Source organism: Pseudomonas sp. SBB6 (genome assembly GCF_024213215.1).
Classification (GTDB): domain Bacteria; phylum Pseudomonadota; class Gammaproteobacteria; order Pseudomonadales; family Pseudomonadaceae; genus Aquipseudomonas; species Aquipseudomonas donghuensis.
On record NZ_JANAVH010000010.1, the window covers coordinates 206,285 to 231,045 of the forward strand.

Sequence of the window (24,761 nt, forward strand, 5' to 3'; positions counted from 1 at the left end):
TTATGAGACTAGTTGTGGTGACGCGGCCCGGCCTGCCCGCTCATCTGGCCGAAGCGCCCGGCACGAAAATCGTCGAAGGCCTCGGCGATTTCGGCATCGCTGTTCATCACGAACGGGCCGTAACCGACAATCGGCTCGTCCAGCGGCTCGCCACTCAGTAGCAGCACCGATACATCGCTTTGTGCTTCAAGCAGTAGCTCGTCACCGGCGCGGTCGAACAGCACCAGTTGCGCGGCACCGACCTGGCGCTCGCCGTTGACCAGCAACTGGCCACGCAACACCACCAGCGCCGTGCTGCGCCCGGCGGCGCTAGGCAGGCGTAGCGGCGCGCCGGCCTTCAGTTGCAGGTCCCAGACATCCATGGGCGTAAAGGTCTGCGCCGGGCCCTGATGGCCACGGAACGCACCGGCAATCACCCGCAAGGTGCCAGCGCCGTTACCCAGCGGCACCAGTGGGATGTCAGTGCTGAGCAGGGTCTGGTAACCGGCCGGCGCCGATTTGTCCTTGGCCGGCAGGTTGACCCACAGCTGGACCATCTCCAGGGTGCCACCCTTGGCGGCGAAGGCTGGCGAGTGGAACTCCTCGTGGAGAATCCCGCCGGCAGCGGTCATCCACTGCACATCGCCCGGGCCGATCAGGCCGCCGGCACCCGTGGAGTCGCGGTGCTCCAGTTCTCCCTGGTAAACGATGGTCACGGTTTCGAAACCGCGATGAGGATGCTGGCCGACCCCGCGACGTGCGGTGGTCGGGGTGAAGTCGTGGGGGCCGGCATAGTCCAGCAGCAGGAACGGGCTGATGTGCTGGGCCAGGTTATCGTAGGTAAACAGGCTACGGACCGGGAAGCCATCACCCACCCAATGCGGGTGCGGGCTGCTGTAGACGCCTTGGATCTTTTTCATCAGATGCCTCCTCTCGTGCATGGCTATAACCATACGAGCGCAACGACATCGGCGGTAGATCGGTTAAACTGCCCTCAGCGTTCCATTTGGAGAACACTGGTGGAAGACCTCAACGACCTTTACTACTTTGCCCAGGTGGTCGATCACGGCGGCTTTGCCCCCGCCGGCCGCGCCCTGGACATGCCCAAGTCCAAGCTCAGCCGGCGCATTGCCGGGCTGGAAGAACGCCTGGGCGTGCGCCTGATCCAGCGCTCGACCCGGCATTTTTCAGTGACCGAAATCGGCCAGGCCTACTATCGCCATTGCCTGGCCATGCTGGTCGAAGCCGAGGGCGCCGCCGAACTGATCGAGCGCAACCGTGCCGAACCCCAGGGCATTGTGCGCTTGAGTTGCCCGACGGCGCTGCTGGATTTCTGGGTGGGGGCCATGCTCACCCGCTTCATGGTCCAGTGTCCGCTGGTGCAGTTGTATATCGAAAGCACCAACCGTCAGGTCGACCTGATCCAGGAAGGCATCGACATCGCCCTGCGTGTGCGCGTACCGCCGCTGGAAAGCAGCGACCTGGTGATGAAGGTATTGGCGCGCAGCACCCAGTACCTGGTCGCGGCGCCGTCAGTGCTTGAGCGCCTGCCGCAGCGGCCGGTGCCTGCCGACCTCAGCAGCCTGCCCAGCCTGCATTGGGGCTATCCGCAGCGCGACTATCACTGGCACCTGCTCGGCCCCGACGGCGCCCGCGCCAGCCTGCGGCACAACCCGCGGCTGGTGACCGATGACCTGGTGGTATTGCGCCAGGCCGCCGTGGCCGGCGTGGGTGTGGTGCACCTGCCGCTGGTGGTGATTCGCGAAGAACTCGAAGCCGGCCGGCTGGTGCAAGCCACGCCGAACTGGGCACCGGAGTGCGGCGTGGTGCATGCGGTGTTTGCCTCGCGCCGCGGATTGCTGCCGTCGGTGCGCAGCTTGCTGGATTTTCTCGCGGCGGAGTTCGAGGCCAGTGATATAGCGTAAGGGGATGTCCGCTATTTCCTTATGGCGTTGGAAACGAGCAACCCAGACGTTTGAGCGTTTCGCTCATCCAAAACGGCAAATGACCGTTGCGCTTTTGTAGATACGTCAGGAATTCCGTACGCCATTCGGAGGGTGCGTCGTCTGCACCCAGAAAATGTTCAGCCAATGCCGATATCAAGAAATAGCCTGTTTTCCACGCATGTTGATCAGCACGATTAAGGCTTTCCCAATGCTCGAAAGCGCTTTGCAAATGCGCCTGATCGGGAACCGCTATCGCACACAACCACAAGCGCTGAAAAGCAATACCTTGAGCCTCGGGATGCGTTTCCATTTCCAAAGGTTTTCTCGCTTCGGCATACAGGTCCTGGCCGGAGTCCAGCCAGCGCCACATGGCCACTAACAATCGACATTTCTCTCGTTCGATGCCGTGCCGATACAGCAGATGAGCTTCATTCAGCCCTTGATAGCCCTTCAACGCAACGTCGCCCACCTCAAGCGCCTTGGCAATATCACCATGCTCGCCGAGAATCAACGAGTAGCTGTACCCCGCGTCAGCCAGATCAATTGTGAAGCGCTCAGGTTTGGCCTCCGCCAGCCTGGAGGCAATCGAATGCCCTTCTTCGATATACGAAATGGCCTCTTCCATGTCGCCCTGCTGCGACAACCGATTGGCATAATTATTCAGTGCGATAACCCAGTCCGGATCATCAGGGTATCCGCGGCATTCGATAAGCTGACGGTAAGACTCCAATGAACATTTGGCGGTCTGAAGGGCATCTTCATCGCATCCGTTGTTCCCCAACAAATTACTGTAACGATTGTACGCAATCCCCATATTTTTATGGTACTGCGAACTGTTGGCCTGGCTGGCACTTCGATGCAGTTCCAAGGACTGCTTGACGTAGTCAATGGCCTTGTCGCCCTGCCCGCACTCATCCAGTCGCAGTGCATACAAGCCAAGCACCTTTGCCCGTTGCTGTACCATGATCGTGCGATGCTTGCGAACCAACACCAGCGCTTCCTCAATCGCGGACATGGCACTGTCCGACATGCCAAACTCGGCACGATGCTGAGAGATGTCGCAAAGAAGGTCTATCAGGGTCGGGGTATGCCTTGGATCTCGCTGAGCAATGGATCGCGAGACACTCAATGCCTGCTCCATTGTGTCCTTCGCCACCACCGACTGACCAATGTAGCGAAGCGTTTTCGAGTGCCATTTCAAGGCGGACGACCGTGCAACATCGCCCTTACGTCCAGCCTTGTCATTTTTGTCACTAAAGTGTCCGACCAGCACTTCCCCTACCTGCTGGCGCAATCCAAGTAACGCGATCATTTCAACCTGTAATTTGTCCTTCAACGCACCGGCCACTTGTATTTTTCGCTTAGGACTCATCTGCGAAAAAATACCTTCCAGGATGCCAGGCAGTGGGCTGCGGGTTTCCAGACAAACAGCAATCCACCCGTCCATGGTGGCTGAAAACTGCCGATCAATCACCTCAGACACCGCAGGCGCAAGATCCTCCCGATAGCGCAGCATCCGTGCAACAACCGTTAATGCAGAACGTACCTGGCTGCCGCTGCCCTCGGCCAGCACGCGCTCGAACACAGAACCGCCGTGCTCCAGCAATACTTTCGCCACCAGCGCTTCTCCCAACAAGTCAGGGCGCAGTGCTTGCAGCCCTTGTCGATCAGGATAGAGCGGGGTCAAGACATCGTAGAGACGCTTAAGGTTGGCGCGTTCCTCAGCTTTCAAATCGAGAATATCATCGAGTACCCGAGCGGTCGGTATGCCACTGACTAGCGTCGACAAGGTCATCAGCATTGTCGCTTGACGGAGCGACTGGACGTCCGCCAACCCCTGTGCTGCCAAGGTCTTCTGCCAATATTCCGACTCATGGTTGAGCACCGCCCTGGGCAATCCCTCGGCTGACTTTGCAGACTCCCCTCGCAACGTCATCAGCGCCGCCATCTGGATGAACAACGGCCGATCAAAATGGTCGGCTTCAAGATTGGGCTGAAGATCAACTGCGCCGATGTTCAAATGCTGAGCAAATGCCAGCGAGGCTTCCTGATACGCGCGCTGACGACTGGCCACAGACTCATGAAGCATAGGTAGTTGATAAGGGCCGCTCGTTTGCGACCCGCTAAGCACGCCTTCACACTCGCTGTCGTGTTCTGGCAGCCGCCGCCACCATTCGCCGCCATCTCGGGCAAGAAGCAGTATACGTATCGGCTGTTCGAACCGACCGTTGTGCAAGATTTTAATCAGTGCCAGCAATACGTCCTGTCGGGTTTCGGCATAGTCGATCACAATCAGCGAAGGTTGCTTGGCAGCCTTCAGCTGATCAGCCACCCGGGCCATGCTGCTGGCGGTAAACTCGCTGGACAGTATGCCGCTGAGCCAGCCACTCTCCCGCAAGCGCTTACACAACTCTAATGCCAGGCGGGTTTTCCCCACCCCTCCAGCACCGGTGAGTAGCCTGATTGCCAATGAATGGGTGGGGGCCTTGACCCAGTCCAACTGAAGCTTCAAGAACGGCTCGCGATCTTTGTCAAAAGGCACCACAGCCGCTTCCGCGCGCAGCAGTTGGCTATCGCTGTGGCCCATTGCGGCGCTCGATCGGCCAGGGCAACTGAGCCAGTCAAATTCAAGTGGCGTTTGCGCCGCTGTGGACACGCTGGGAACTGATGTAGTTGCCGATTCAGAAATGTCCCAACCCAATGCGTTCGCACAGGCTCTGGCACACGCGGTCCAGGTAAACTCAGCTGCCAGCGCCTCACGCAAACTAGCGGCCTGCCTGCGCTTGGACGAATCATTGCCGACCACATTCAACGCGCCGACCAACTGTTGTATGTCCTGCTCCTTGTAAAAAGGATCGATATTGCTACCCCGCACATCGATAGACGTTACATGCCCCTTGTACAAACCTTCCTGCCATTCCTCCAGCATCTGGTAAGCACCACTTTTGTCGCTGATGACAACTGGCACACCCGCCGCGATAGCTTCCCAGGCAACCAAGCCGAAGCCTTCATGCCAGGACGGCATCATCGCCACACTGGCGTTGCGGATATCCGTGAACAACGCCTTGCGATCTGTGGTAAATGGCAGCGCCTTAAGGTTGTACGCACGGTCCGCGTGCTGCTCGGCGAAGCAGCGCAGTTCAAGTTCTGCTTCGGCGATCTGTTCACTTTCGCTTTTTTCGAAGTCGACGCCACGCAGCAACAAGCTCGGCTGCCTTTTGGCAAGGAACACGTTGTCCAGATGAGGCGTGGTGTCCGCGACTCGTATGGCCTGGGAGAAAGCTGCGACCCCCAGATGAGCCTGTTTGATCTTGCGCGCGTCCTCACTCAAGCGCCCACTCAGGATCGCTTTGAAATTACGCGGCGCCGCTCCTTTCGCATCAATTTCCGGCAACCCGGGCACCAGCATCGCAACGGCGCCGTCTTCGCGCAGATCGAGAAGCGCATCTCTTAACAGTGGGCCTACGGCCATGACCACATCGGCAGATTGAAACAACGCCCGCTGCTGATCCTCCTTACCGCGAGCATCCACGCTGTTTTCCGCGAACGCTTCATAATGGCTGTAACTCATGTGGTGGATCAGCGCCGACCGCCCCTTCCATTCGCGCGCCGCAGCCACGGCGATGTCCCCGGTAATACGATCATGGCCCAGCCAGACCGTATCCTTCCCCAAGCTCACTTTTTTAGCATCAAGCGCGTTGCGTACGTTCGATTTCAGCTCGTGAGAAAAATGCTTCTGCCCTTCCAGTCCGAGCGAAATCAGGCGAACCTGCTTGTTTGCCGCATCGACAACATCCTCGTCGTTTGCCCAGAGCACGACGCAGACAGTTTCGACTTGCCGGCAGCACAAGGTGGCAAACGCCCCCAACAGGTCATAGTTGAAACTGTTTATACCGCCGAAACGGGTTCCCCAACTGGTGGCGAAACTGACGAGGGTGTTGAGCGCCTGGGCCATGCGTAACTCTTGATTCAGATAGAAGGACCCATCAATAATGGCATTTTAGAACCTTGGATCCAACAACTATGCCACCTTCGGGTCAGCGGATGAATGCCTACCACCGTGACTAACCCGCCCATCCTCACCCTGGCCGAAAACTACCGCCACGGCGAACGCATCGCTGCCCATTGCCACAACCGCGCACAGTTGATCCACGCCTTGAGCGGGGTCATCACGGTCAACTCGCTGCAGGGCAGTTGGGTGGTGCCGCCAGGGCGTGGTGTGTGGGTGCCGACGGCGGTCGAACACGACCTGAAGATGGCCGGCGCGGTACGCATGCGTACCCTGTTCATCGACCCACAAGCGCGCACGGATCTGCCCCAGGGCTGCCAGGTGATCGACATCTCGCCGCTGCTGCGCCAGTTGATCATCAGCGCCATGGACATTCCCGCCGACTACCCGCGCGCAGGTCGCGACGAGCGGGTCATGCAATTGATCCTCGATGAGATCCGCGTGCTGCCGATCATGGCCCTGCACGTGCCCACCCCCCGCGATCCGCAACTGGCCGAGCTGTGCCAGGCCCTGCGGGATGCGCCCAGTGAAGACTGGAACCTTGCGCGCGCCGCCCGCCTGATCGGCACCAGCGCCCGCACCCTGACCCGCGCCTTTCAGCGTGAAACCGGCTTGAGCTTCATCCAGTGGCTGCGACGCATGCGCCTGTTGGCCAGCCTCGACTCGCTGGCCGCCGGGCATCCCATCCTCGATGTGGCGCTGGACCTGGGCTACGACAGCCCCAGCGCCTTCAGCGCCATGTTCCGCCGCACCCTGGGGGTATCGCCCTCAGCCTATTTCGGCAAAGCCCAGGCCTATGGCACGGCGCAGCCGGACTGATCAGCCGTCTGTCTGACGCAGCAGCAACGAGGCCAGGGCGCAGGCGGCCAAGGCCAGGCACGACAGGTAGAAGGCATCCGAATAAGCCATCAGGTTAGCCTGCTGGCGCACGCTATGATCGATCAGGCTCAGCGTCTGCATCACCTGCGGCGCCTGCACATCGACCAGCCCGCGCGGCAGACGCTGCTGCAAGGCGCCGTCGAACATCGTCACCGCCTCGCCGATACGCTCGGAATGAAAGCGCTCACGCTGGGACACCAACTGCGTGAGCAACGCCGTGCCCACCGCGCCGCCGAGGTTGCGCAGCATCGAGATCAGCGCCGAGGCCGAACCCGCCTGGGCCTTGTCCAGGCCTTTGACCGCCAGCACCGAGAGCGCCACCATGATCAGCGGCTGGCCGAGGCCGCGCACCACGGTAGAGGGGATGATCACGTTGGCGGCGGCATCGTCCGACAAATGCGCCCCCAGCCAACACCCCAAGGCCATGATCGCAAAGCCGCTGGCCACTAGCAGCTTGGCATTGAGCCAGCGCATCAGCCGCGGTAGCAATGGCGCCAGCAGCAACTGGACCAGGCCATAGGCGATCAGGCTGATGCCGATCTCGCGGGCGTTGTAACCCTGCACCAGCGACAGGTAGTTGGGCACCAGAAACACCAGGCCGAACGTCGCCGCACCGAACACCGCCATGGCCAGGCTGGCGACGCCAAAGTTGTAACTGGCCAGTAGGCGCAGGTTGATAAAGGGCCGCTCACCCCACAACTGCCGGTGGATGAACAGCACCAGGGCGACACCTGCAAACAGGCTGAAACCGATGATGAACGAGGAGTCGAACCAGTCCTTGCGTCCGCCCTCCTCCAGGACGATCTGCAACGCCCCCAGGCCCAGGGCCATGGCGGCGATGCCCAGCCAGTCAGCCTGGCGCAGTTTACTGCGGTCACCGGCCTGAGCGCCGATCGACCAGGCCACCGCTGCGATCAGCGCCACGCCCGGCAGCAACTGTAGAAGGAAGATCCAGCGCCATGAGTACGCGTCGGTGAGCCAGCCGCCAATCGATGGCCCGGCCGCCTGGGCAACGCTGTTGGACAGGCTGAACAAGGCCATGCCCAGCGGGATCTTGCTGGCCGGCAGTTCGGTGATGATCAGCTGCATCGACAGCGGGATCAGCACCGCCCCGGAGGCGCCCTGAATCACCCGGAGGGCGATCATCGCCTGCAGGCTCGGCGCCAGGGCGCAACTGACCGAACTGAGCAGAAACACCACCGAGCCCACCAGCATCACCCGGCGCAGGGAGAACACCTGCACCAGCCAGGCAGTGAGCGGGATCATGCTGATTTCCGCGACCAGGTAGGCCGTGGAGATCCACGAGCCTTCCTCGAAGCTGGCCCCCAGCGCGCCTTCGATCTCCGGCAAGGCGGCGCTGGTGACATGCACGTTCATCCCGGCCATGAAGCAGCCGAACAGGCCGCCGATCACCGCCACCCAGGCGCGCAGCGAGACCTTGTCTTCAGCGGCCATGATCGGCCTCCCGGGTATCGACCGTGGCGATCACCGACATGCCCGGCAGCAGTTGCGCTTCACCGGCGGCCGGCGGATCGAGCTGGATGCGCACCGGGAAGCGCTGGACGATCTTGGTGAAGTTGCCGGTGGCGTTGTCTGGCGGCAACAGCGCGAACACCGCACCGGAGCCGGGCGACACGCTGTCGACCGTGCCCTGCCAGTGGCGGCCGAAGGTGTCGACCTCAAGCCTGACCCGCTGGCCGGGGCGCAGGTGCTCAAGCTGGGTTTCCTTGTAGTTGGCGACCACATAGGCCTGGGCCACCGGCACCACTGCCAGCAACGGCAAACCGGGGGTGACGTACTGCTGCTGGCGCACCTTGCGCTGGCCGATCACGCCATCGAAAGGTGCGCGGATTTCGGTGTCGGCCAAGGCGTTCTCGGCCAGGCCCAGCTCGGCCTCGGCCTGTTCGAGCGCGGCCTGGCGTGCGGCCAGATCGGCCTGCGCCTGTTGCCGTTGGCTGCTCAGTACCTGCTGCCGCGCCTGCTGACGCTCAAGCTCGGCGGCGGCCGCGCGTACCAGCGCTTGAGCCTTGACCCGGCTGGCGGTGGCGCTTTCCAGGCGCTGGGCACTGGCGGCCTGTTGCCCGGCCAATTGCCGGTAGCGCTGCCAGTCAAGCTGCGCACGCCGCGCTTCGCCTGCACAGGCGGCATGCTCGGCCTGGGCGCGGGCGATGGCCTGGCGTTGCTCGTCCAGTTGCGCAGCGAAGGTCCTCAGGCGCGCCTGTTGTGCCTGCACGGCCGCGGCGCTGGCGGCCTGTTGCGCGCGGGCCTGGCGCAGGCGCTGCTGGTAGTCGCGGGCATCCAGGCGCACCAGCACATCGCCGGCCTTGACCCTGGCATTGTCGGCCACCCGCACCTCGGCCACATAACCTGCCAGCCGCGCGCTGACCGGCGCCCAGTCGGCGCGCACGTAGGCATCATCGGTCTGTTCGAAAAAGCGTGCGCTGCTCCACCAGTAACCGCCATAGGCCAGCACGGCCAACAGCCCGGCGGTGCCCAGCGCAAAGCGGGCGTGCCGGCGGCGGGTCAATTGCGCGCCGACAAGCTGCGGATCGGGGGTAACGACTTGGTTCATGGGTGGGCTCCGGTGTGCAAGGCAAGGGATTGAGGAGTGTCGGCACGCTGCCAGCCGCCACCGAGGGCACGGAACAGCTCGACCTGGCGCTCCAACAGGCGCAAGTCGGCTTCGGCCAGCTCGGCCTGCTGGCGGACCAGGGTGCGTTGACTGTCGAGCAGCGCCAGGCCATCCACGGCGCCAGCGTCCAGGTTCAGCCGGACAAGCTCGAAGGCGCGCTGGCTCTGGGCGGTGGCGCGGGCCAGGGCCGCGCGCTGCTGGCGTTCGCCGGCATACAGCGCCAAGGCCTGCTCGACATCGCGCAAAGCCCCCAGCACCACGCTGTCGAAGCGCGCCAGTGCGCCGTCGCTGCTCGCGTGTGCTTGCTCGACCCGGGCATGGGCCTGCGCGCGGTTGGGAAAGCGCCAACTGATCATGGGGCCGATGGCAAAGGTCAGCGCCTTGCTGTCGCCCATGGCGCCGAAGGTGGCCGCTGAAGACTCCAGCGCCGCGCCAAACTGCACCTGCGGATACAGCTGCGCTTTGGCCGTGTCGATCCGTGCCCGCGCGGCGAACAACTGGCGTTCGGCCTGGCGGATGTCCGGGCGGCGTTGCAACAGGCTCCAGGCATCGCCCACTGGCAATGGCCGGGCAATGCTGGGCAGGCGCTGGCAATGGCTGGCCTGTTGATCCAGGTGCTGCGGCGGCTGGCCACTGAGTACCGCCAGCTCGAACAAGACGGCCTGGCGCTGGCCCTGCAACCGGGGCAACAGTGCCCGGGTCTGCTCCAGCAGGCTTTGCTGGCGGCTGATGTCCAGCGCCGTGAGGACCCCGGCGGCCTGTTGCTGACGCGTCAGGGCCAGGCTGCCTTGCAGCAACGCCACTGATTGAAGCTGCACCTCGCGGCGAGCGCCGAGGGCGCACACGCGCAAGTAGGCGCGTGTGGTTTGGGCCGCCACGTTGACCCGCAGCCCATCACGGGCAGCCTGCGCCGCCTCGGCATCGGCGCGCGCGGCCACGATGCTGGCGGCAACCCGGCCCCACAGGTCAAGTTCGTAGTCCAGGCCAAATTGCGCTTCATGCTGCCACTGGCTGTCAGCATGGCGGTCGCTGGCTTGTGCCAGGGTCTGGTCATCACCATCGCGGCCATAGCGATAGCCATACCCCAGCCGCGTCGTTGGCCAGCGGCCGGCGGCGGCGCTGCGCAAGCCACCGAGCAATACCTGCACATTAGCCTGGGCAGCGGCCAGCTCGCGGTTATGCGCAAGGGCGGCTTGCACCAGCCGATCCAGCTGCGGGTCGTGGTACAGCGACCACCAATCCTGCGGCAACGTCTGCGCATGCGTGCCGGCGGTACGGCTCAGTTCGACGTCAGGCCGCGGTGCCGGTGCCAACGCCCGGCCCTCGTCAAATTGGCTACACGCCCCGCTCAGTAACATGCCTGCGCACAGCAACGGCCAACGCGCCTGTCCCATGCTGCCTCTCCTGTTGTTGTCTGTGGAGGGGCAGCTTAGGGAATGGCGCGTTGTCGTTCGCTCGTGATCAGGCCATCTATCGTCGCAAAATGGACAACGACTAGATCACTTCAACAGAAAGGTCTCGACCTGCTCGCAGCACGCCGCCGGGTCTTCCTGCATGAAGCAGTGTCCGCCCGGCACCTGGCTGGCAGTGACATGGTCGTTGGTCTGGGCCCAGCGCTGCACCGACTGCGGCACGAAGGGATAGGTGGACTGGCCATAAAGCACCAGGCTCGGGGTTGTCACCTGGGTCAGCGAAGCCCACATGCGCCGCGGGAAGGAGCTGAAGATTTCCACCTCACGGCTGGGCCGGCACTTGAGCACCACGCCTTCGCCGCAATCGCCGATGGCGTGTTCGATATAGGCCTGCAACGCCGAATCGCTCCAGCCCTTGAAGATCCCCCGCCCCTCCAGCGACGCCCGCGCCGCGCTGCGGTCCGGCCAGTGGCTGCGGCGGGTAGCGGCCTTGCGTGCCAGGGCATGTCGACGGTGCAGGCCAACCAGGGCGGCGGCGCCCATGATGCCCATCATCGCGCGGGTGAACAGCACCGGATCGAGCAGCACCGCGCGCTGGAACAACTGCGGTTGCTGCGCCAGCATCAAGCCGGTCAGTACCCCGCCAAAGCTGTGGCCGACGGCAAACCGCGGCACCTCGCCGTATTCGCCACGCCCGGCCTCGAAGGCTTCGATGGCCAGCTGCGCGCTGCGGTTCCAGCCGGCGAACGGGCCACCATGATCACTGTCGCCATGGCCCTGGACATCGCACAGCCACAGGTCGAACCGCTCGGCCAGGCGCGCCAGCAATGGCTGGTAGGCCAGGCAGCAAAAACCGTTGCCGTGGAGAAAATGCAGCAACGGTTTGCCACTGGCTGGGGAGCGCCAGCCGCGCAGGGTGAAGCCAGCACTTGTGTCATGGGACCAGGGAATCAACTGCATGTGCCAGCGCACTCATGTCAGGAAAAGCTCGATTCTACAAACAGCAAGGGGTACAGGGATATCACCAGCAGCGCCGCCATCAACAGATTGAACAGCATCAGCCAGCGCGGGTTCTGCAGCACCGTGCGCAAGGCGCTGCCGAACATCACCCAGACGCACACGCTGGGCAGGTTGACCAGGGCGAACACGGAGGCAATGACGATGACGTTGGTGACGTAACCCTGGGCCGGGGTGTAGGTGGTAATCGCGCCCACAGCCATGACCCAGGCTTTCGGGTTGACCCACTGAAAAGCCGCCGCGCCCCAGAAGCCCAAGGGCTTGCGGCTCTCGGGATTGCTGACCGACAGCGGCCCGGAGGTGGCGATCTTGTACGCCAGGTACAGCAGGTAGGCGGCGCCGACATAGCGCAGCACGGTGTAGATCGGCGGGTAGGCCTTGAACACCTCGCCCAGGCCGAAACCCACCGCCAGGACCATGACCATGAAGCCCACGCTGATGCCCAGCGCATGGGGAATCGAACGGCGCACGCCGAAGTTCACCCCGGAGGCCAGCAACATGGTGTTGTTGGGCCCCGGGGTGATCGAGGAGACAAAGGCGAACAACACGAAGGCAGTGATCAGGTCCAGTGAGCCGAGCATGGCAGGCATCCAGTTTTTTTATTGGCTGTACTGACACTAACGGAGTCCTGATCCACCTCGACCATACAGTTAGTGAAAATAATGCCGCTACACTTGACTGTCCTGCTCCACCAGCGCCTCGACGACGAACTCCAGGCGGTCCTGGCCAAAGAACATCTGCTCGCCGACAAAACAGGTGGGCGCGCCAAACACGCCACGGCGCACGGCTTCCTCGGTCGCATCCTTGAGCGCGGCCTTGACCTCGGGCGCGGCGGTCCAGGCCTGGTACTGCTCGGGGTCGAAACCGGCTTCTTGCAACACACCCGCCAGGACCTGCAGGTCGCCAAGATTACGCTGGCGAACCCACAGGGCCTCGAACATCGCGCTCAGGTAGGCCTGGAAACGCTCTGGCTGATAGCGCTGCACGGCAACGGTCGCGCGCATCAGGCCCAGGGTATTGATCGGAAAGCCCGGTGGAAAAGCCAGGGTCACGCCATAGCGTTTGGCATAGCGCTGAAAGTCGACGAACACATGCCGGGCCTTGGCCGGCACCATCACCGGCGAGGCATTGCCGGTGGCCTGGAACACCCCGCCCAGCAGCATCGGCCGGTACAGCAGTTGCGCATCGTGTTCGGCGCACAGTTGCGGTAACTGGGTCCAGGCCAGGTAGCTGGCCGGGCTGCCCAGGTCAAAGAAGAATTCGACGGTCTTGCTCATCTGCAGCGCTTCCTTTCTTGTTGTGGTGAGGGGCTTACCAACGTTCCATCCACGGCCGCAGGTCGAGCTCGAAGGTCCAGGCATCGCGAGGCTGGCTGTGCAGGAACCAGTAGCTATCGGCGATGTGTTGCGGGTCGAGAATGCCGTCCTGGTCCTTGAGCGCATATCGCTCGGGGAAGCTGTCGCGGATGAACGCGGTGTCGATGGCCCCGTCCACCACCACATGGGCGACATGGATATTGCGCGGCCCAAGCTCGCGGGCCATGCTCTGGGCCAGGGCGCGAATACCGTGCTTGGCACCGGCAAAGGCGGCAAAACCCGCAGCGCCGCGCAAACCAGCGGTGGCACCGGTAAACAGGATAGTCCCGCGCTCGCGGGTGACCATGCGCCGCGCGACCGCCTGAGCGGTCAAAAAGCCGGCGAAACAGGCCATTTCCCAGATCTTGAAGTACTTGCGCGCGGTCTCCTCGAGAATGCTGCAGGATACGTTGGCGCCGATATTGAAGACAAAGGCTTCGATCGGGCCAAGGCTGCTTTCGATCTCCTCGACCAACGCCGCGACCTCCTCTTCCTTGCGCGCATCCGAGGCAAAACCGTAGGCTTCGCCACCGGCGGCGCGGATCTCGTCCACCAGCGGCTGCAGCTTGTCGGCGCTGCGCCGGGTCACGCAGGCGACATACCCCTCGCGGGCAAAACGCCTGGCAATCGCGCCGCCGGTTGCATCGCCGGCCCCTACCACCAGTACCACCTTCTTGCCTTGGGTCATCTGTCGCCTCCATTAGTAAACGATCATTTAGTAAACGAACGCTATGCTATGATCCAGGCTTCGTCAAGCCAGCCCAGCGGAGATTGTCGGCGTGCGCTACTCCACCACCCATAAGGAACAAACCCGGCAAAAATTGCTGGAAAGCAGCGGCGCCCTGGCCAAGCGCGGGGGCTTCGGCAGCACCGGCGTGGCCGGGCTGATGAAGGCCATCGGCCTGACCGGCGGCGCCTTCTACAACCACTTCCCATCCAAGGACGACCTGTTCAGCGAAGTGGTGCGCCGCGAACTGTCACAGAGCCCCATCGCCCAGCAACCGATAAACCGCGCACGGCTGGAGCGCTGCCTGGAGCAGTACCTGAGCATGGCCCATTTGCACAATGTCGAAGGCGGATGCGCGATTCCGGCCCTGGGCGCGGAGATCGCCCGCGCCGAGTTACCGGTGCGCGCCGAAGCCGAACACTGGCTGTGCCAGCTGCAGCACGCCTGGGCGCAGACCCTGAAAGACCCGGCCCTGGCCTGGGCGCTGCTCAGCCAGTGCGTGGGCGCTCTGGTGATTGCGCGCATGCTGGCCAGCGAGCCGATTCAGCAAGACGTGCTCAAGGCCTCCTGCGACTTTATTACCGGGGCCTTGCATGAAGCCCCTTGAGTCGCTACTGCTGAGCCTTGCCCTGAGCACCCCGCTGACCGCCCTCGCCGCCTGCCCGGTCGGCCAGTATGAAATCTGTCTGGGCAGTTGCATCTGCTCGCCCATCGACCCCGGCCAGGCCGGCACCGTGCTCGACGACCTCGGGCGCATGGCCAGCAGCTCCCTGGCCATGGCCTTGCAACAGGCACGCGACACCGCGGCGGCCGGCACGGTGCTGCCGATCCCGTTGCACATCCGTGCCCAGCTCGAGCCGTTCTATGACTTCCAGGTGCTCGATGCCGCGCGCTACAAGGTTGGCGACCAAGAGGCGCTGGACAGCGCCAATGCCCTGCTGCAAAACCCCGACGTCAACGCCGTGACCCTGATCGACATCATCGTCTTTCGCAACGAAGCCGACGCCCAGGACAACGTCGCGCTCTGGGCCCACGAACTGCACCATGTGCAGCAGTACCAGCAATGGGGGGTGGCGGAATTCGCCCGGCGCTATTCACGCGACTTCGACGCGGTCGAAGCGCCGGCCTACAAGATCCAGGCGAATGTCAGCAAGGCCCTGCGGGAACGGGCCTCCGGCCAGGCGCGCTGAATCAGGCCCGGGCGGCGCGCAGCGCGCTCAACGCCGGTGTGATCATCGCCTGCAGGCGCGGCGCGGCAATGCCATCGCGGGCCTGGATGGCAATGCCGTGCAGCAAGGTGGCAAACAGGTCGCCCAGCGCCTGCGGATCGGCATCGGCCTTGAGTTCGCCACGACCGTGGGCCTGCTGCAGCAGGTCGATGATCGACTGGGTGCGCTGGCGGCGCAGCTCGCTCATCCAGTCGAGCACGCCGGTGATATCCGGCCCGCCGCTGGCGGTCGATGACACCGCCAGGCAGCCACGCGGGCCGTCCGCCGCCGTGTAGGTCGCGATGGCATCGAGGAGGATCTGCTCCAGCGCCTGGCACACCGGCAGGCCACGGTTGATGACCCGCTCGGCAAAGCCGCCCTGCTCGGCCAAGTACAGCGCCACCACTTCGCGAAACAGCTGCTCCTTGCTGCCAAAGGCGGCGTAGATGCGCGCCGAGGCAATGCCCAGGGCACTGACCAGCAAGGCCATCGAAGTGCCTTCGTAGCCGTATTGCCAGAAGGTCGCCAGGGCCTTGTGCAAGGCCTGGTCGCGATCGAATTCCCGGGGACGTCCGGCCATGGGTTGTGTGTCCATCAAATCAGGTGTGGCGGATTCTACCCTGCAAGACAGTTGACGCAAGCCTGTTGCCGCCCTATTGTTTGTCGATCGACAAACAATAGGAAATCACCATGCGTACCCTCAAAGGACCCAGCCTGCACCTGGCCCAGTTCAGCGCGGAGCAAGCCCCCTTCAACAGCCTCCCCGAGATCGCCCGCTGGGCTGCCGGCCATGGTTTCAAGGCCTTGCAGGTGCCGGCCTGGGACCGGCGCCTGATTGACCTGGAACGTGCCGCCGAAAGCCAGACTTACTGCGATGATCTGCGCGGCATGCTTGCTGACCACGGCCTGCAGGTCAGCGAACTGAGCACCCACCTGCTCGGCCAGTTGGTCGCGGTACACCCGGCCTACGACGCCTTGTGCGACAACTTCGCCCCGCCCGCCCTGCACGGCAACCCCCAGGCGCGCACCGCTTGGGCACTGGAGCAACTGCACCTGGCAATCAAGGCCTCGCAACGCCTGGGCCTGACCGACATCGGCACGTTCTCCGGCTCGCTGGCCTGGCCTTACCTGTTCCCCTTCCCGCAACGCCCGGCGGGCCTGATCGAGGCGGCGTTTGCAGAGCTGGCACGGCGCTGGCGGCCAATCCTCGATGCCTGCGAAGAACACGGCATCAACCTCTGCTACGAAATCCACCCCAGCGAAGACCTGCACGACGGCAGCAGCTTCGAACGCTTCCTCGACCTGGTGGACCAACACCCGCGCTGCAACCTGCTGTTCGATCCCAGCCATTTCGTCCTGCAGCAACTGAACTACCTCGACTACCTGGACATTTACCACGCGCGCATCCGCATGTTTCACGTCAAGGACGCCGAGTTCAACCCAACGGGCCGCCAGGGCACCTACGGCGGTTACTGCGACTGGAGCGAACGGGCCGGGCGTTTCCGCTCCCTGGGCGATGGCCAGGTCGATTTCAAGGCGATCTTCTCCAAGCTGGCCCAGTACGACTTCCCCGGCTGGGCCACGTTGGAATGGGAATGCTGCCTCAAGGACCAGGAAGACGGTGCCCGCGAAGGCGCAGCGTTCATCCGTGAGCACATCATCCAGGTCACCACCCGTACCTTCGACGACTTCGCCGGCGCGCCGGTCGACCCGCAACAGATCCGGACCCTGCTGGGCCTGGCTTGAATCCCTCTCTTTCACATGGAGTGCAACAGATGTCAGTAACCCCCGAAGCCGACTTCGAACATCGCTATTTGATCCTGGAACCCGGCCGCCGCCTGCATTGCGTGCAATTGGGCCGCGGCCAGCCGGTGCTGCTGATCCCGGGCTGGCCGCAGACCTGGTACGCCTGGCGGCATGTGATGAAAGCCCTGGCCCGCCAGGGGTACCAGGCCATTGCCGTCGACCTGCCGGGCACCGGCCTCTCCGACCCGGCCGCCGAAGGCCATGACACCGGCAACATCGCCGCGCTGTTGCACCGGGCCATGGGCCAACTGGGGCATCAGCGTTACCGGCTGGCGGGCCATGACGTGGGCATGTGGGTTGGCTACGCGCTGGCCAGCGACTGCCCCGACGCCGTCAGCCAGTTGGTGCTCAGCGAAGCGGTGATTCCAGGCCTGGCCGAGGCGCCGCCAATCTTTGTCAGTGCCGAGCAGAACATCTTCATCTGGCACTTTCTGTTCAACCAGCTACAGGACTTGCCCGAAGCGTTGATCACTGGCCGCGAGGACCGCTACCTGACGTTCATGTTCGAGCGCTGGGCGCACCATGTCGACCGCGTTGCCGTCGATACCTACATCAAGGCCTACAGCAAGCCCGGCGGCTTGAGTGGCGGGCTGGCCTACTACCGCTCGATCAGCCAGACCATCGCCCAGAACCGCCAACGCGCCGGCAAACGCCTGGGCATGCCGGTGCTGGCCATCGGCGCCGAGCATGCTACTGGCGAGGTGCCATTACAGACCCTGCAGGCCCATGCCGACAACCTGCGTGGCAGCGTCATCGCCGACTGCGGGCACTTCGTCATGGAAGAAGCGGACGAAGCGTTCAGCACACAAGTGCTGGCGTTCTTCGAAGCGAACTAGACTTAAAAGTTGCCCCCGCAACATATTGGCCCGAGGTTGCCGGCCCCGCTGGCAACCCCGTTGACGTTGGACTTCTGCAGGAGAACACGCAATGGACGAAGCCAGACTCAATGACTTCATGGGCAAGCTGGTGACCGACATGGGTGCCGCCGCCATGCTTGCCAACCTGATCCTCGGTGATGAGCTCGGTTTGTACCGGGCCATGGCCGACAGCCAATTCATCAGCCCCGAACAACTGGCCGACAAGACCGGTTGCAATGCCCGCCTGCTACGCGAATGGCTGAGCGCCCAGGCAGCCTCCGGATACATGGAACACAGCGACGGGCGCTTTCGCCTGCCGGAAGAACAGGCCATGGCCCTGGCCATTGAAGATTCACCGGTGTACGCGGCTGGCGGCGCCTCGGTGATCGCCGCACTGTTTCATGACAAAGACAAACTGGTCGCCGCGATGCGCGGCGATGGCGGCCTGGCCTGGGGCGACCATCACCCGTGCATGTTCAGCGGCACCGAGCGCTTCTTCCGCCCCGGCTACCGTGCTCACCTGGTGGCCGAATGGCTGCCGAGCCTGACCGGGGTAATCGACAAGCTGCAGGCCGGGGCCAAGGTCGCCGATGTCGGCTGCGGCCACGGCGCCTCGACAGTGATCATGGCCCAGGCGTTCCCGGCCTCGCGTTTCAGCGGCATTGACTACCACGGCCCGTCCATCACTATCGCCAACCAACGTGCTGCCGAAGGGGGGGTGGCCGAACGTACCGAGTTCGTCCAGGCCAGCGCCAAGAACTTCTCCGGCAACGACTACGACCTGATCTGCTACTTCGACTGCCTACACGACATGGGCGACCCGGTCGGCGCTGCCCGCCATGCCTATGAGTCGCTCAAAGCCGATGGCACGGTGCTGCTGGTCGAGCCGTATGCCAACGACACCCTGGATGAAAACAGCACGCCGGTCGGGCGACTGTTCTATGCCGCCTCGACCTTTATCTGTACGCCGAACTCGCTGTCTCAGGAAGTTGGCCTGGGGCTTGGCGCCCAGGCGGGGGAAGCGAGGCTGCGGGCAGTGTTTGAAGAGGCCGGGTTCAAGCGCTTTCGCCGGGCGACCGAGACGCCGTTCAATTTGATTCTTGAAGCGCGCAAGTAAGCGCTGATCGCGGGGCGACGACTCGACTTGCCCCGCGATGCTTTTCTACCTCCCACCTGTCCCCCAAGCAGAGAAATTTGCAGCATGCCCTTGCGCGCCAAATATCATGGTATACCATAAGACAATAAGTTTCGAAATCCGCAAGATCGTCACCTACAGCGAACAGACCCTGATTGAAGGCGGCAAGGCCAGCGACAAACCGGTGACCATGGTCGGCCTGGCTGTGGTGATCAAGAACCCCTGGCTGGGTCGCGGTTTTGTCGAAGACTTGAAACCCGAAATCCGCGCCAACTGCTCGGACCTCGGCGCCCAGATGGTCGAGCGCTTGTGCGCGGCCATCGGCGGTGCCGACAAGATCGAGGCGTACGGCAAAGCGGCCGTGGTCGGCGCCGATGGCGAGATCGAACACGCCTCGGCGGTGATCCACTCCCTGCGTTTTGGCAACCACTACCGCGAAGCGGTCAAGGCCAAGAGCTACCTGAGCTTCACCAACAAGCGCGGCGGCCCGGGCACTTCGATCCAGATTCCGATGATGCACAAGGACGACGAAGGCCTGCGTTCGCACTACATCACCCTGGAGATGCAGATCGAAGACGCCCCGCGCGCCGACGAGATCGTCGTGGTGCTCGGTTGCGCCGACGGTGGCCGCCTGCACCCGCGCATTGGCAACCGCTACATCGACCTGGAAGAGCTGGCCGCTGAAAAAGCGCAATAACAATAATGACGCCCTAGGAGCGACCGATGATTCAGCCTACTGCTGAACGCACCCCGGCCGGCACCAGTTACCTGGCGACCGGCCAAGGCCAACCCGTGGTCCTGATCCACGGCGTGGGCCTGAACAAAGAAATGTGGGGCGGGCAGATCGTTGGCCTGGCCAGCGACTACCGGGTAATCGCCTACGACATGCTCGGCCATGGCCACAGCCCGGCCGCAGGCACCGGCCTGCCCGGCTATGCCGCGCAACTGACCGAGCTGCTCGAACACCTGCAAGTACCTCAGGCGACCATCATCGGCTTCTCCATGGGCGGCCTGGTGGCCCGCGCCTTCGCCCTGCATTACCCACAGCGCCTGGCCGCGCTGGTGGTACTCAACAGCGTGTTCAACCGCAGCGCCGAACAGCGCGCCGGGGTGATTGCACGCACTGCCCAGGCCGCCGAACACAGCCCCGACGCCAATGCCGAAGCAGCCCTGGCGCGCTGGTTCAGCCGCGAATACCAGGCGGCCAACCCCGCGCAGATCGCCGCTATTCGCCAGACCCTGGCCAGCAACGATCCGCAGGGTTACCTGACTACCTACGAGTAGAGTCGCCGCGCCTGGTCAACCAGATGCTCCTGGACTTTCTCGGGCACACCCGAACCCTCTCCGATTCAGCCAAGGGGATCGTTGCATGACACTTGTACCTTTCCAGATGTGCATCGACGGCCAGTGGCGCGATGCGCTCAGCGGCAAGACCTTCGCCAGCCTCGACCCGTCCACCGCCCAGGCCTGGGCGCAACTGCCCGATGCCGCTGAAGCCGATGTCGAGCTGGCCGTGCACGCCGCGCAAAAAGCCTTCGAAAGCCCTGCCTGGCGCGGCATCACCGCCACTGCCCGGGGCAAGCTGTTGCGCCGCCTGGGCGACCTGATCAGCGACCATAAAGAACGCCTGGCCCAGCTGGAAAGCCGTGACAACGGCAAGCTGATCCGCGAGACCCGCGGCCAGGTCGGCTACCTGCCGGAGTTCTTCCACTACACCGCAGGCCTTGCCGACAAGCTCGAAGGCGGCACCCTGCCGCTGGACAAGCCCGACCTGTTTGCCTACACCGTGCACGAACCGATCGGTGTGGTGGCGGCGATCATCCCCTGGAACAGCCCGCTGTACCTGACCGCGATCAAGCTCGCACCGGCCCTGGCGGCTGGCAATACCATTGTCATCAAACCGTCCGAACACGCCTCGGCGACCATCCTCGAACTGGCGCGCCTGGCCCTTGAGGCCGGCTTCCCGCCCGGGGTGGTCAACGTTGTCACCGGCTACGGCCCGAGCACCGGCGCCGCCACCGCCCGCCATGTGGTGCGCAGCAGCGCCGAGAACTTCGCCAAGCTGTCGCTGGAGCTGGGCGGCAAGTCGCCGAACATCATTTTCGCCGACGCCGACCTGGACAGCGCGGTCAATGGTGCGGTGGCCGGCATCTACGCCGCCTCCGGGCAGAGCTGCGTGGCCGGTTCGCGCCTGCTGGTGCAGGAGGAGATCTTCGATGAATTCGTCGAGCGCCTGATCGAACGGGCCAAACGCATCAAGATCGGCAACCCGCAGGATGAAAGCAGCGAAATGGGCCCGATGGCTACCGCCCAGCAACTGGCCGTGGTCGAAAACCTGGTCGCCGCGGCCAAGGCCGAAGGCGCCACCCTGCGCCTGGGCGGCCAGCGTGCCGAGACGGCCGTGAAAGCGGCATCGATTCGGTGCTGGCGTATACCGAGCTGAATACGGTGTGGATCAACCTCTCCACCGCGCCCATGCCCGACCCCTTTGTCATGCGTTAGGAGCGCCAGTCCATGATCGAACCCGGCATTTACAAAGACGTGATGGGCTCCTTTCCGTCCGGCGTCACCGTGGTCACCACCCTCGACCCGGCGCTGGTGCTGTTCTGCCCTAATTACGCCTCCGACACCTACCCGATCCTGCGTGACAGCAAGCAATTCGCCATTCACCTGCTGGCCGCCGGGCAAACCGCCGAAGCCTACGCTTTCGCCGGCAAGGGCAAAGACAAGGCCAAGGGCATCGACTGGCACCTGAGCGAGCTGGGCAACGCCACGGCGATCATCGAGTGCGAACTGTACCCAGGTGCTGGGCCAGGACTACGTCAACAAATCGATCGAGAACGCCGACGACTTCAACCGGCCCTTGCAAGAGCTGGTCACCGAATACTGCTGGGGGCATGTCTGGGGCCGCGACGGTTTGTCGCTCAAGGAGCGCAGCATGATCAACCTGGCGATGATTTCCGCACTCAACCGCCCACACGAACTCAAGCTGCATATACGCGGCGCCTTGCGTAACGGTCTGAGTCGTGAGCAAATACGCGAAATCCTGCTTCAAGTCGGTATCTATTGCGGTGTGCCCGCAGCCGTGGACAGTTTCCGGCTGGCCCGCGAAGCCTTCGCCGAGGCCGACTCGGAGCCCACCCGATACCGACGGGCTGTTCAACTGCGACAGCCCTCTGCCGAGCACCGATGATGAAACGCCAGCCCCTCGACGACAGCTTCAAGGTCAACCGCAACCCCGTCACCCTGCGTGAAATCGTCCTCGACAAACTGCGCGGGGCGATCATCAGCTTCCAGCTGCTGCCGGGCGACCGCCTGGTCGAGCGCGACCTCTGCGACCGCCTCGGCGTCAGCCGTACGTCGGTGCGTGAAGCACTGCGCCACCTGGAGTCCGAAGGCCTGGTGGAGTTCGCCGACGCCAAGGGCCCACGGGTAGCCATCATCACCCTCGAAGACGCTCGCGACATCTATGAGCTGCGCTGCGTGCTCGAAGGCCTGATCGTTCAGTTGTTCACCCTGAACGCCAAGGCCAAGGACATCCGCGCCCTGGAAAAGGCCCTGGAAGTCAACCGCAAGTCCCTGCAGGAAGGTGAGCTGCAACAGGTGATCGACTCGGTGCAGGGCTTCTACGACGTGCTGCTCGAAGGCTCGGGCAACCACGTTGCCGCCACCCAGTTGCGCCAGTTGCAGGCACGCATCAGCTACCTGCGAGCGACGTCGGTGTCCCAGGAAAACCGCCGCGGCGCCAGCAACCAGGAAATGGAAAAGATCGTCGAGGCGATCAAGAGCGGCGACCCGCTGGCCGCCCACCAGGCTTCGGTCGATCACGTACGCGCCGCCGCCAAGGTGGCGCTGGACTACCTGCGTTTGAAACAGAACGACAACAGCAAGGTGCGCGACATCGCCGCGCCCATTGCCCTCAAAGAACCCCGCATAGGCCGCTGACCATGCCCGCCGTCCCGCGTTACTGCCCGCATTGCACTGCCGAGCTGCACCAGGGACGGCCCAGCGGCGACACCCACGAGCGCTTGCTGTGCAGCGCCTGTGGCTATGTTCACTACGTGAACCCGAAGATCATCGCCGGCTGCATCATCGAGCACGACGGCAAGTACCTGCTGTGCCAGCGGGCAATCCCAAAGCTTTGAGACCACCGAGCAGGCGGCGCTGCGCGAGCTCTGGGAAGAAAGCGGCGTGCGCGGCGAGATCATCTCGCCCTACTCGATCTTCAGCGTGCCGACCATCAGCGAGGTGTACATCATCTTTCGCGCCATCGCCCTGGAGATCACCGGCCAGTACGTCCCGGAGACCCTCGGCTACCGCTTTTTCGCCCCCGAAGACATCCCCTGGGACGAGATCTACTACCCGGCGATCCGACAGATTCTCGAACGCTACATCGAGGAGCGCGAGGCCGGGGTGTACGGGATCTACATGGGCAATGACGACACCGGCAAGGTGCATTTCATTCGTTAGGCCCGCCGCCAGCGCTGTCCGTCGGGCATATCCGGCGCCGTACCCGGCCAGTTTCGTATACCATATCCAGAAATAACTTCGGACGACGCCACCGTGACCGTACCCCGCCTCAACGCCCCGGACCTGGGCAACACGCCTTCGACTTCGGAAATCATCACCCGCCACCTGCGCGATGCAATCATTGCCGGGCACTTCGCCGAAGACGAGCCAATCCGCCAGGACGATATCGCCCGCCAGTTCAACGTCAGCAAGATCCCGGTGCGCGAAGCACTCAAGCGCCTGGAGGCCGAAGGGTTGGTGATGTTCCAGCGCAATCGCGGGGCGATGGTCACGCGCATGTCCGAGTCGGAGCTGGCGCAGATGTTCGAAGTACGCATGCTGCTCGAAGACAAGGCCCTGCGCCTGGCCATCCCGAACATGACCGAAGCGACCTTCGCCCGCGCCGAACGCATCTGCCAGGAGTTCGTCGGCGAGAACGACGTCGGCCGTTGGGCCGAGCTTAACTGGGAGCTGCACGCCTGCCTGTACGAACCGGCGCAGCGCCCCTTCCTGGTCAACATGATCCGCTCGGTGAACGACAAGCTGGAGCGCTACCTGCGCATGCAGATGAGCCTGTCGGCAGGCAAGGAGCGCGCCGACCACGAACACCGCGACATCCTCGACGCCTGCCGGGCCAAGGATGTCGAGCTCGCGGTCAGGTTGCTCGACGAACACATCGCCGGCGTTTGCAAGACCCTCTTCGAGCACCTGCCGCCGAGCAAATAATAGGAATCTAATGGACTGGACCTGTGAGAGCTGGCCTTGCCAGCCCCGCCTGCCGTACTGAATTTACCGGCCTCATCGCCGGCAACGCCGGTTCCCACAGTGGTGGACTGCCCCCAAGAAGTTGGACACCAATCCAACCCTTGGGGGAGTTATGAGCAAGTACTCAGAGCATTTCAAGCTCACAGCCATCACAGCCTATCTGGAAGGCAGCCACGGCTTTCGAAAGGTAGCCCAACACTTCGGCATCGATTTCAGCCTGCTGCGTCGGTGGGTCGCGATTTATCAGACCCACACCAGTGCCAGCCTGCGCTCAACGGGTCAGCGGTATAGCACTGCCTTCAAGCTGAACGTGTTAGCACACAGGCGTGAGCATCGCCTGTCCCTTCGCCAAACCGCCGCACACTTTGGCCTGGGCCAGTCGTCTCAGATAGGCATTTGGGAGCGGCAGTATTACAGTGATCGTCCTACCGCCCTGATCACCGTCAAGCGAAGAATGCCTGTCAAAGTGCCAAAGAAAATCATCCCAGTAGAGCCTACAGACACCGACGATGCCCTGAAGTCTCG

Annotated in this window: 22 protein-coding genes and 4 pseudogenes; 16 read left to right on the forward strand and 10 right to left on the reverse strand. The window is 63.4% G+C overall.

Annotated features, from left to right (window positions below):
* Positions 1-8: 8 nt before the first annotated feature.
* Complete coding sequence (locus tag NLX68_RS19755) at positions 9-899, reverse strand: pirin family protein (RefSeq protein WP_254285466.1); 891 nt, start codon at positions 897-899, stop codon at positions 9-11.
* Positions 900-995: 96 nt separating this feature from the next.
* On the opposite strand from NLX68_RS19755, the gene NLX68_RS19760 reads away from it, so the two are divergent.
* Positions 996-1,904: a LysR family transcriptional regulator gene (locus NLX68_RS19760; RefSeq protein ID WP_254285489.1), complete on the forward strand. Its 909-nt coding sequence runs from the start codon at positions 996-998 to the stop codon at positions 1,902-1,904.
* Between the two features lie 19 nt (positions 1,905-1,923).
* On the opposite strand, the gene NLX68_RS19765 is transcribed toward NLX68_RS19760, so the two are convergent.
* Entirely contained in the window at positions 1,924-5,880 is a 3,957-nt protein-coding gene (locus NLX68_RS19765; RefSeq protein ID WP_254285467.1) for a glycosyltransferase, read from the reverse strand.
* A 93-nt stretch (positions 5,881-5,973) separates the two neighbouring features.
* On the opposite strand from NLX68_RS19765, the gene NLX68_RS19770 reads away from it, so the two are divergent.
* Entirely contained in the window at positions 5,974-6,753 is a 780-nt protein-coding gene (locus tag NLX68_RS19770; RefSeq protein WP_302056265.1) for a helix-turn-helix transcriptional regulator, read from the forward strand.
* Here NLX68_RS19770 and NLX68_RS19775 read toward each other — a convergent pair whose 3' ends face one another.
* The 7 genes from NLX68_RS19775 to NLX68_RS19805 all read right to left on the reverse strand — a co-directional run bounded on the left by NLX68_RS19775 (position 6,754) and on the right by NLX68_RS19805 (position 13,917).
* The gene (locus NLX68_RS19775; protein WP_254285469.1) at positions 6,754-8,268 is read right to left on the reverse strand and encodes an MDR family MFS transporter; all 1,515 of its coding nucleotides are present in this window, start codon (positions 8,266-8,268) and stop codon (positions 6,754-6,756) included. It lies immediately after the preceding gene.
* Complete coding sequence (locus tag NLX68_RS19780) at positions 8,258-9,385, reverse strand: HlyD family secretion protein (protein WP_254285470.1); 1,128 nt, start codon at positions 9,383-9,385, stop codon at positions 8,258-8,260. Before NLX68_RS19780 ends, NLX68_RS19775 begins: the two co-directional genes overlap by 11 nt.
* On the reverse strand, positions 9,382-10,839 hold the full coding sequence (locus tag NLX68_RS19785; protein WP_254285471.1) for an efflux transporter outer membrane subunit: 1,458 nt from the start codon (positions 10,837-10,839) through the stop codon (positions 9,382-9,384). Before NLX68_RS19785 ends, NLX68_RS19780 begins: the two co-directional genes overlap by 4 nt.
* A 105-nt stretch (positions 10,840-10,944) precedes the next feature.
* Positions 10,945-11,817: an alpha/beta fold hydrolase gene (locus NLX68_RS19790; RefSeq protein WP_254285472.1), complete on the reverse strand. Its 873-nt coding sequence runs from the start codon at positions 11,815-11,817 to the stop codon at positions 10,945-10,947.
* Between the two features lie 17 nt (positions 11,818-11,834).
* On the reverse strand, positions 11,835-12,464 hold the full coding sequence (locus tag NLX68_RS19795) for a LysE family translocator (RefSeq protein ID WP_189638184.1): 630 nt from the start codon (positions 12,462-12,464) through the stop codon (positions 11,835-11,837).
* A gap of 78 nt (positions 12,465-12,542) precedes the next feature.
* Entirely contained in the window at positions 12,543-13,151 is a 609-nt protein-coding gene (locus NLX68_RS19800; protein WP_254285473.1) for a 2-hydroxychromene-2-carboxylate isomerase, read from the reverse strand.
* A gap of 34 nt (positions 13,152-13,185) precedes the next feature.
* Positions 13,186-13,917: an SDR family oxidoreductase gene (locus tag NLX68_RS19805; protein WP_254285474.1), complete on the reverse strand. Its 732-nt coding sequence runs from the start codon at positions 13,915-13,917 to the stop codon at positions 13,186-13,188.
* Between the two features lie 91 nt (positions 13,918-14,008).
* Here NLX68_RS19805 and NLX68_RS19810 point away from each other — a divergent pair, with 91 nt between their 5' ends.
* Entirely contained in the window at positions 14,009-14,563 is a 555-nt protein-coding gene (locus tag NLX68_RS19810; RefSeq protein ID WP_254285475.1) for a TetR/AcrR family transcriptional regulator, read from the forward strand.
* Positions 14,550-15,146, forward strand: a complete 597-nt coding sequence (locus NLX68_RS19815) for a DUF4157 domain-containing protein (protein ID WP_254285476.1) — start codon at positions 14,550-14,552, stop codon at positions 15,144-15,146. Before NLX68_RS19810 ends, NLX68_RS19815 begins: the two co-directional genes overlap by 14 nt.
* Before the next feature lies 1 nt (position 15,147).
* Here the strand turns inward: NLX68_RS19815 and NLX68_RS19820 are convergent, their stop codons facing one another.
* Positions 15,148-15,744 carry a TetR/AcrR family transcriptional regulator gene (locus NLX68_RS19820; protein WP_254285477.1) on the reverse strand — a complete coding sequence of 199 codons (597 nt, stop codon included), beginning with the start codon at positions 15,742-15,744 and terminating at the stop codon, positions 15,148-15,150.
* 110 nt (positions 15,745-15,854) lie between these two features.
* On the opposite strand from NLX68_RS19820, the gene NLX68_RS19825 reads away from it, so the two are divergent.
* The 12 genes and pseudogenes from NLX68_RS19825 to NLX68_RS19880 form a co-directional block, all read left to right on the forward strand.
* Positions 15,855-16,910, forward strand: coding sequence for a sugar phosphate isomerase/epimerase (locus NLX68_RS19825; RefSeq protein ID WP_254285478.1), 1,056 nt, complete (start codon positions 15,855-15,857; stop codon positions 16,908-16,910).
* Positions 16,911-16,939: 29 nt separating this feature from the next.
* On the forward strand, positions 16,940-17,806 hold the full coding sequence (locus NLX68_RS19830) for an alpha/beta fold hydrolase (RefSeq protein WP_254285479.1): 867 nt from the start codon (positions 16,940-16,942) through the stop codon (positions 17,804-17,806).
* A 91-nt stretch (positions 17,807-17,897) separates the two neighbouring features.
* A complete protein-coding gene (locus NLX68_RS19835) occupies positions 17,898-18,944 on the forward strand; it encodes a class I SAM-dependent methyltransferase (RefSeq protein WP_254285480.1) in 1,047 nt (348 codons plus the stop codon).
* 124 nt (positions 18,945-19,068) lie between these two features.
* Positions 19,069-19,659, forward strand: coding sequence for an amino acid synthesis family protein (locus NLX68_RS19840; protein ID WP_254285490.1), 591 nt, complete (start codon positions 19,069-19,071; stop codon positions 19,657-19,659).
* 26 nt (positions 19,660-19,685) lie between these two features.
* Positions 19,686-20,335 (forward strand): annotated as a pseudogene (locus NLX68_RS19845) (alpha/beta fold hydrolase).
* A pseudogene (locus NLX68_RS19850) lies at positions 20,332-21,464 on the forward strand (aldehyde dehydrogenase family protein). The pseudogenes NLX68_RS19845 and NLX68_RS19850 overlap by 4 nt, the downstream one beginning before the upstream one ends.
* Positions 21,465-21,476: 12 nt before the next feature.
* A pseudogene (locus NLX68_RS19855) lies at positions 21,477-21,761 on the forward strand (flavin reductase family protein); the annotation flags it as partial.
* A 4-nt stretch (positions 21,762-21,765) separates the two neighbouring features.
* The gene (locus tag NLX68_RS19860) at positions 21,766-22,155 is read left to right on the forward strand and encodes a carboxymuconolactone decarboxylase family protein (RefSeq protein ID WP_254285481.1); all 390 of its coding nucleotides are present in this window, start codon (positions 21,766-21,768) and stop codon (positions 22,153-22,155) included.
* The gene (locus tag NLX68_RS19865) at positions 22,155-22,907 is read left to right on the forward strand and encodes a GntR family transcriptional regulator (protein WP_010223866.1); all 753 of its coding nucleotides are present in this window, start codon (positions 22,155-22,157) and stop codon (positions 22,905-22,907) included. The genes NLX68_RS19860 and NLX68_RS19865 overlap by 1 nt, the downstream gene beginning before the upstream one ends.
* 2 nt (positions 22,908-22,909) lie before the next feature.
* Positions 22,910-23,432, forward strand: a pseudogene (locus NLX68_RS19870) (zinc ribbon domain-containing protein).
* 93 nt (positions 23,433-23,525) lie between these two features.
* Complete coding sequence (locus NLX68_RS19875; RefSeq protein ID WP_254285482.1) at positions 23,526-24,197, forward strand: GntR family transcriptional regulator; 672 nt, start codon at positions 23,526-23,528, stop codon at positions 24,195-24,197.
* A 151-nt stretch (positions 24,198-24,348) separates the two neighbouring features.
* Positions 24,349-24,761 (forward strand): transposase (locus NLX68_RS19880; protein ID WP_254285483.1); only part of this gene is annotated, 413 nt, incomplete at its 3' end.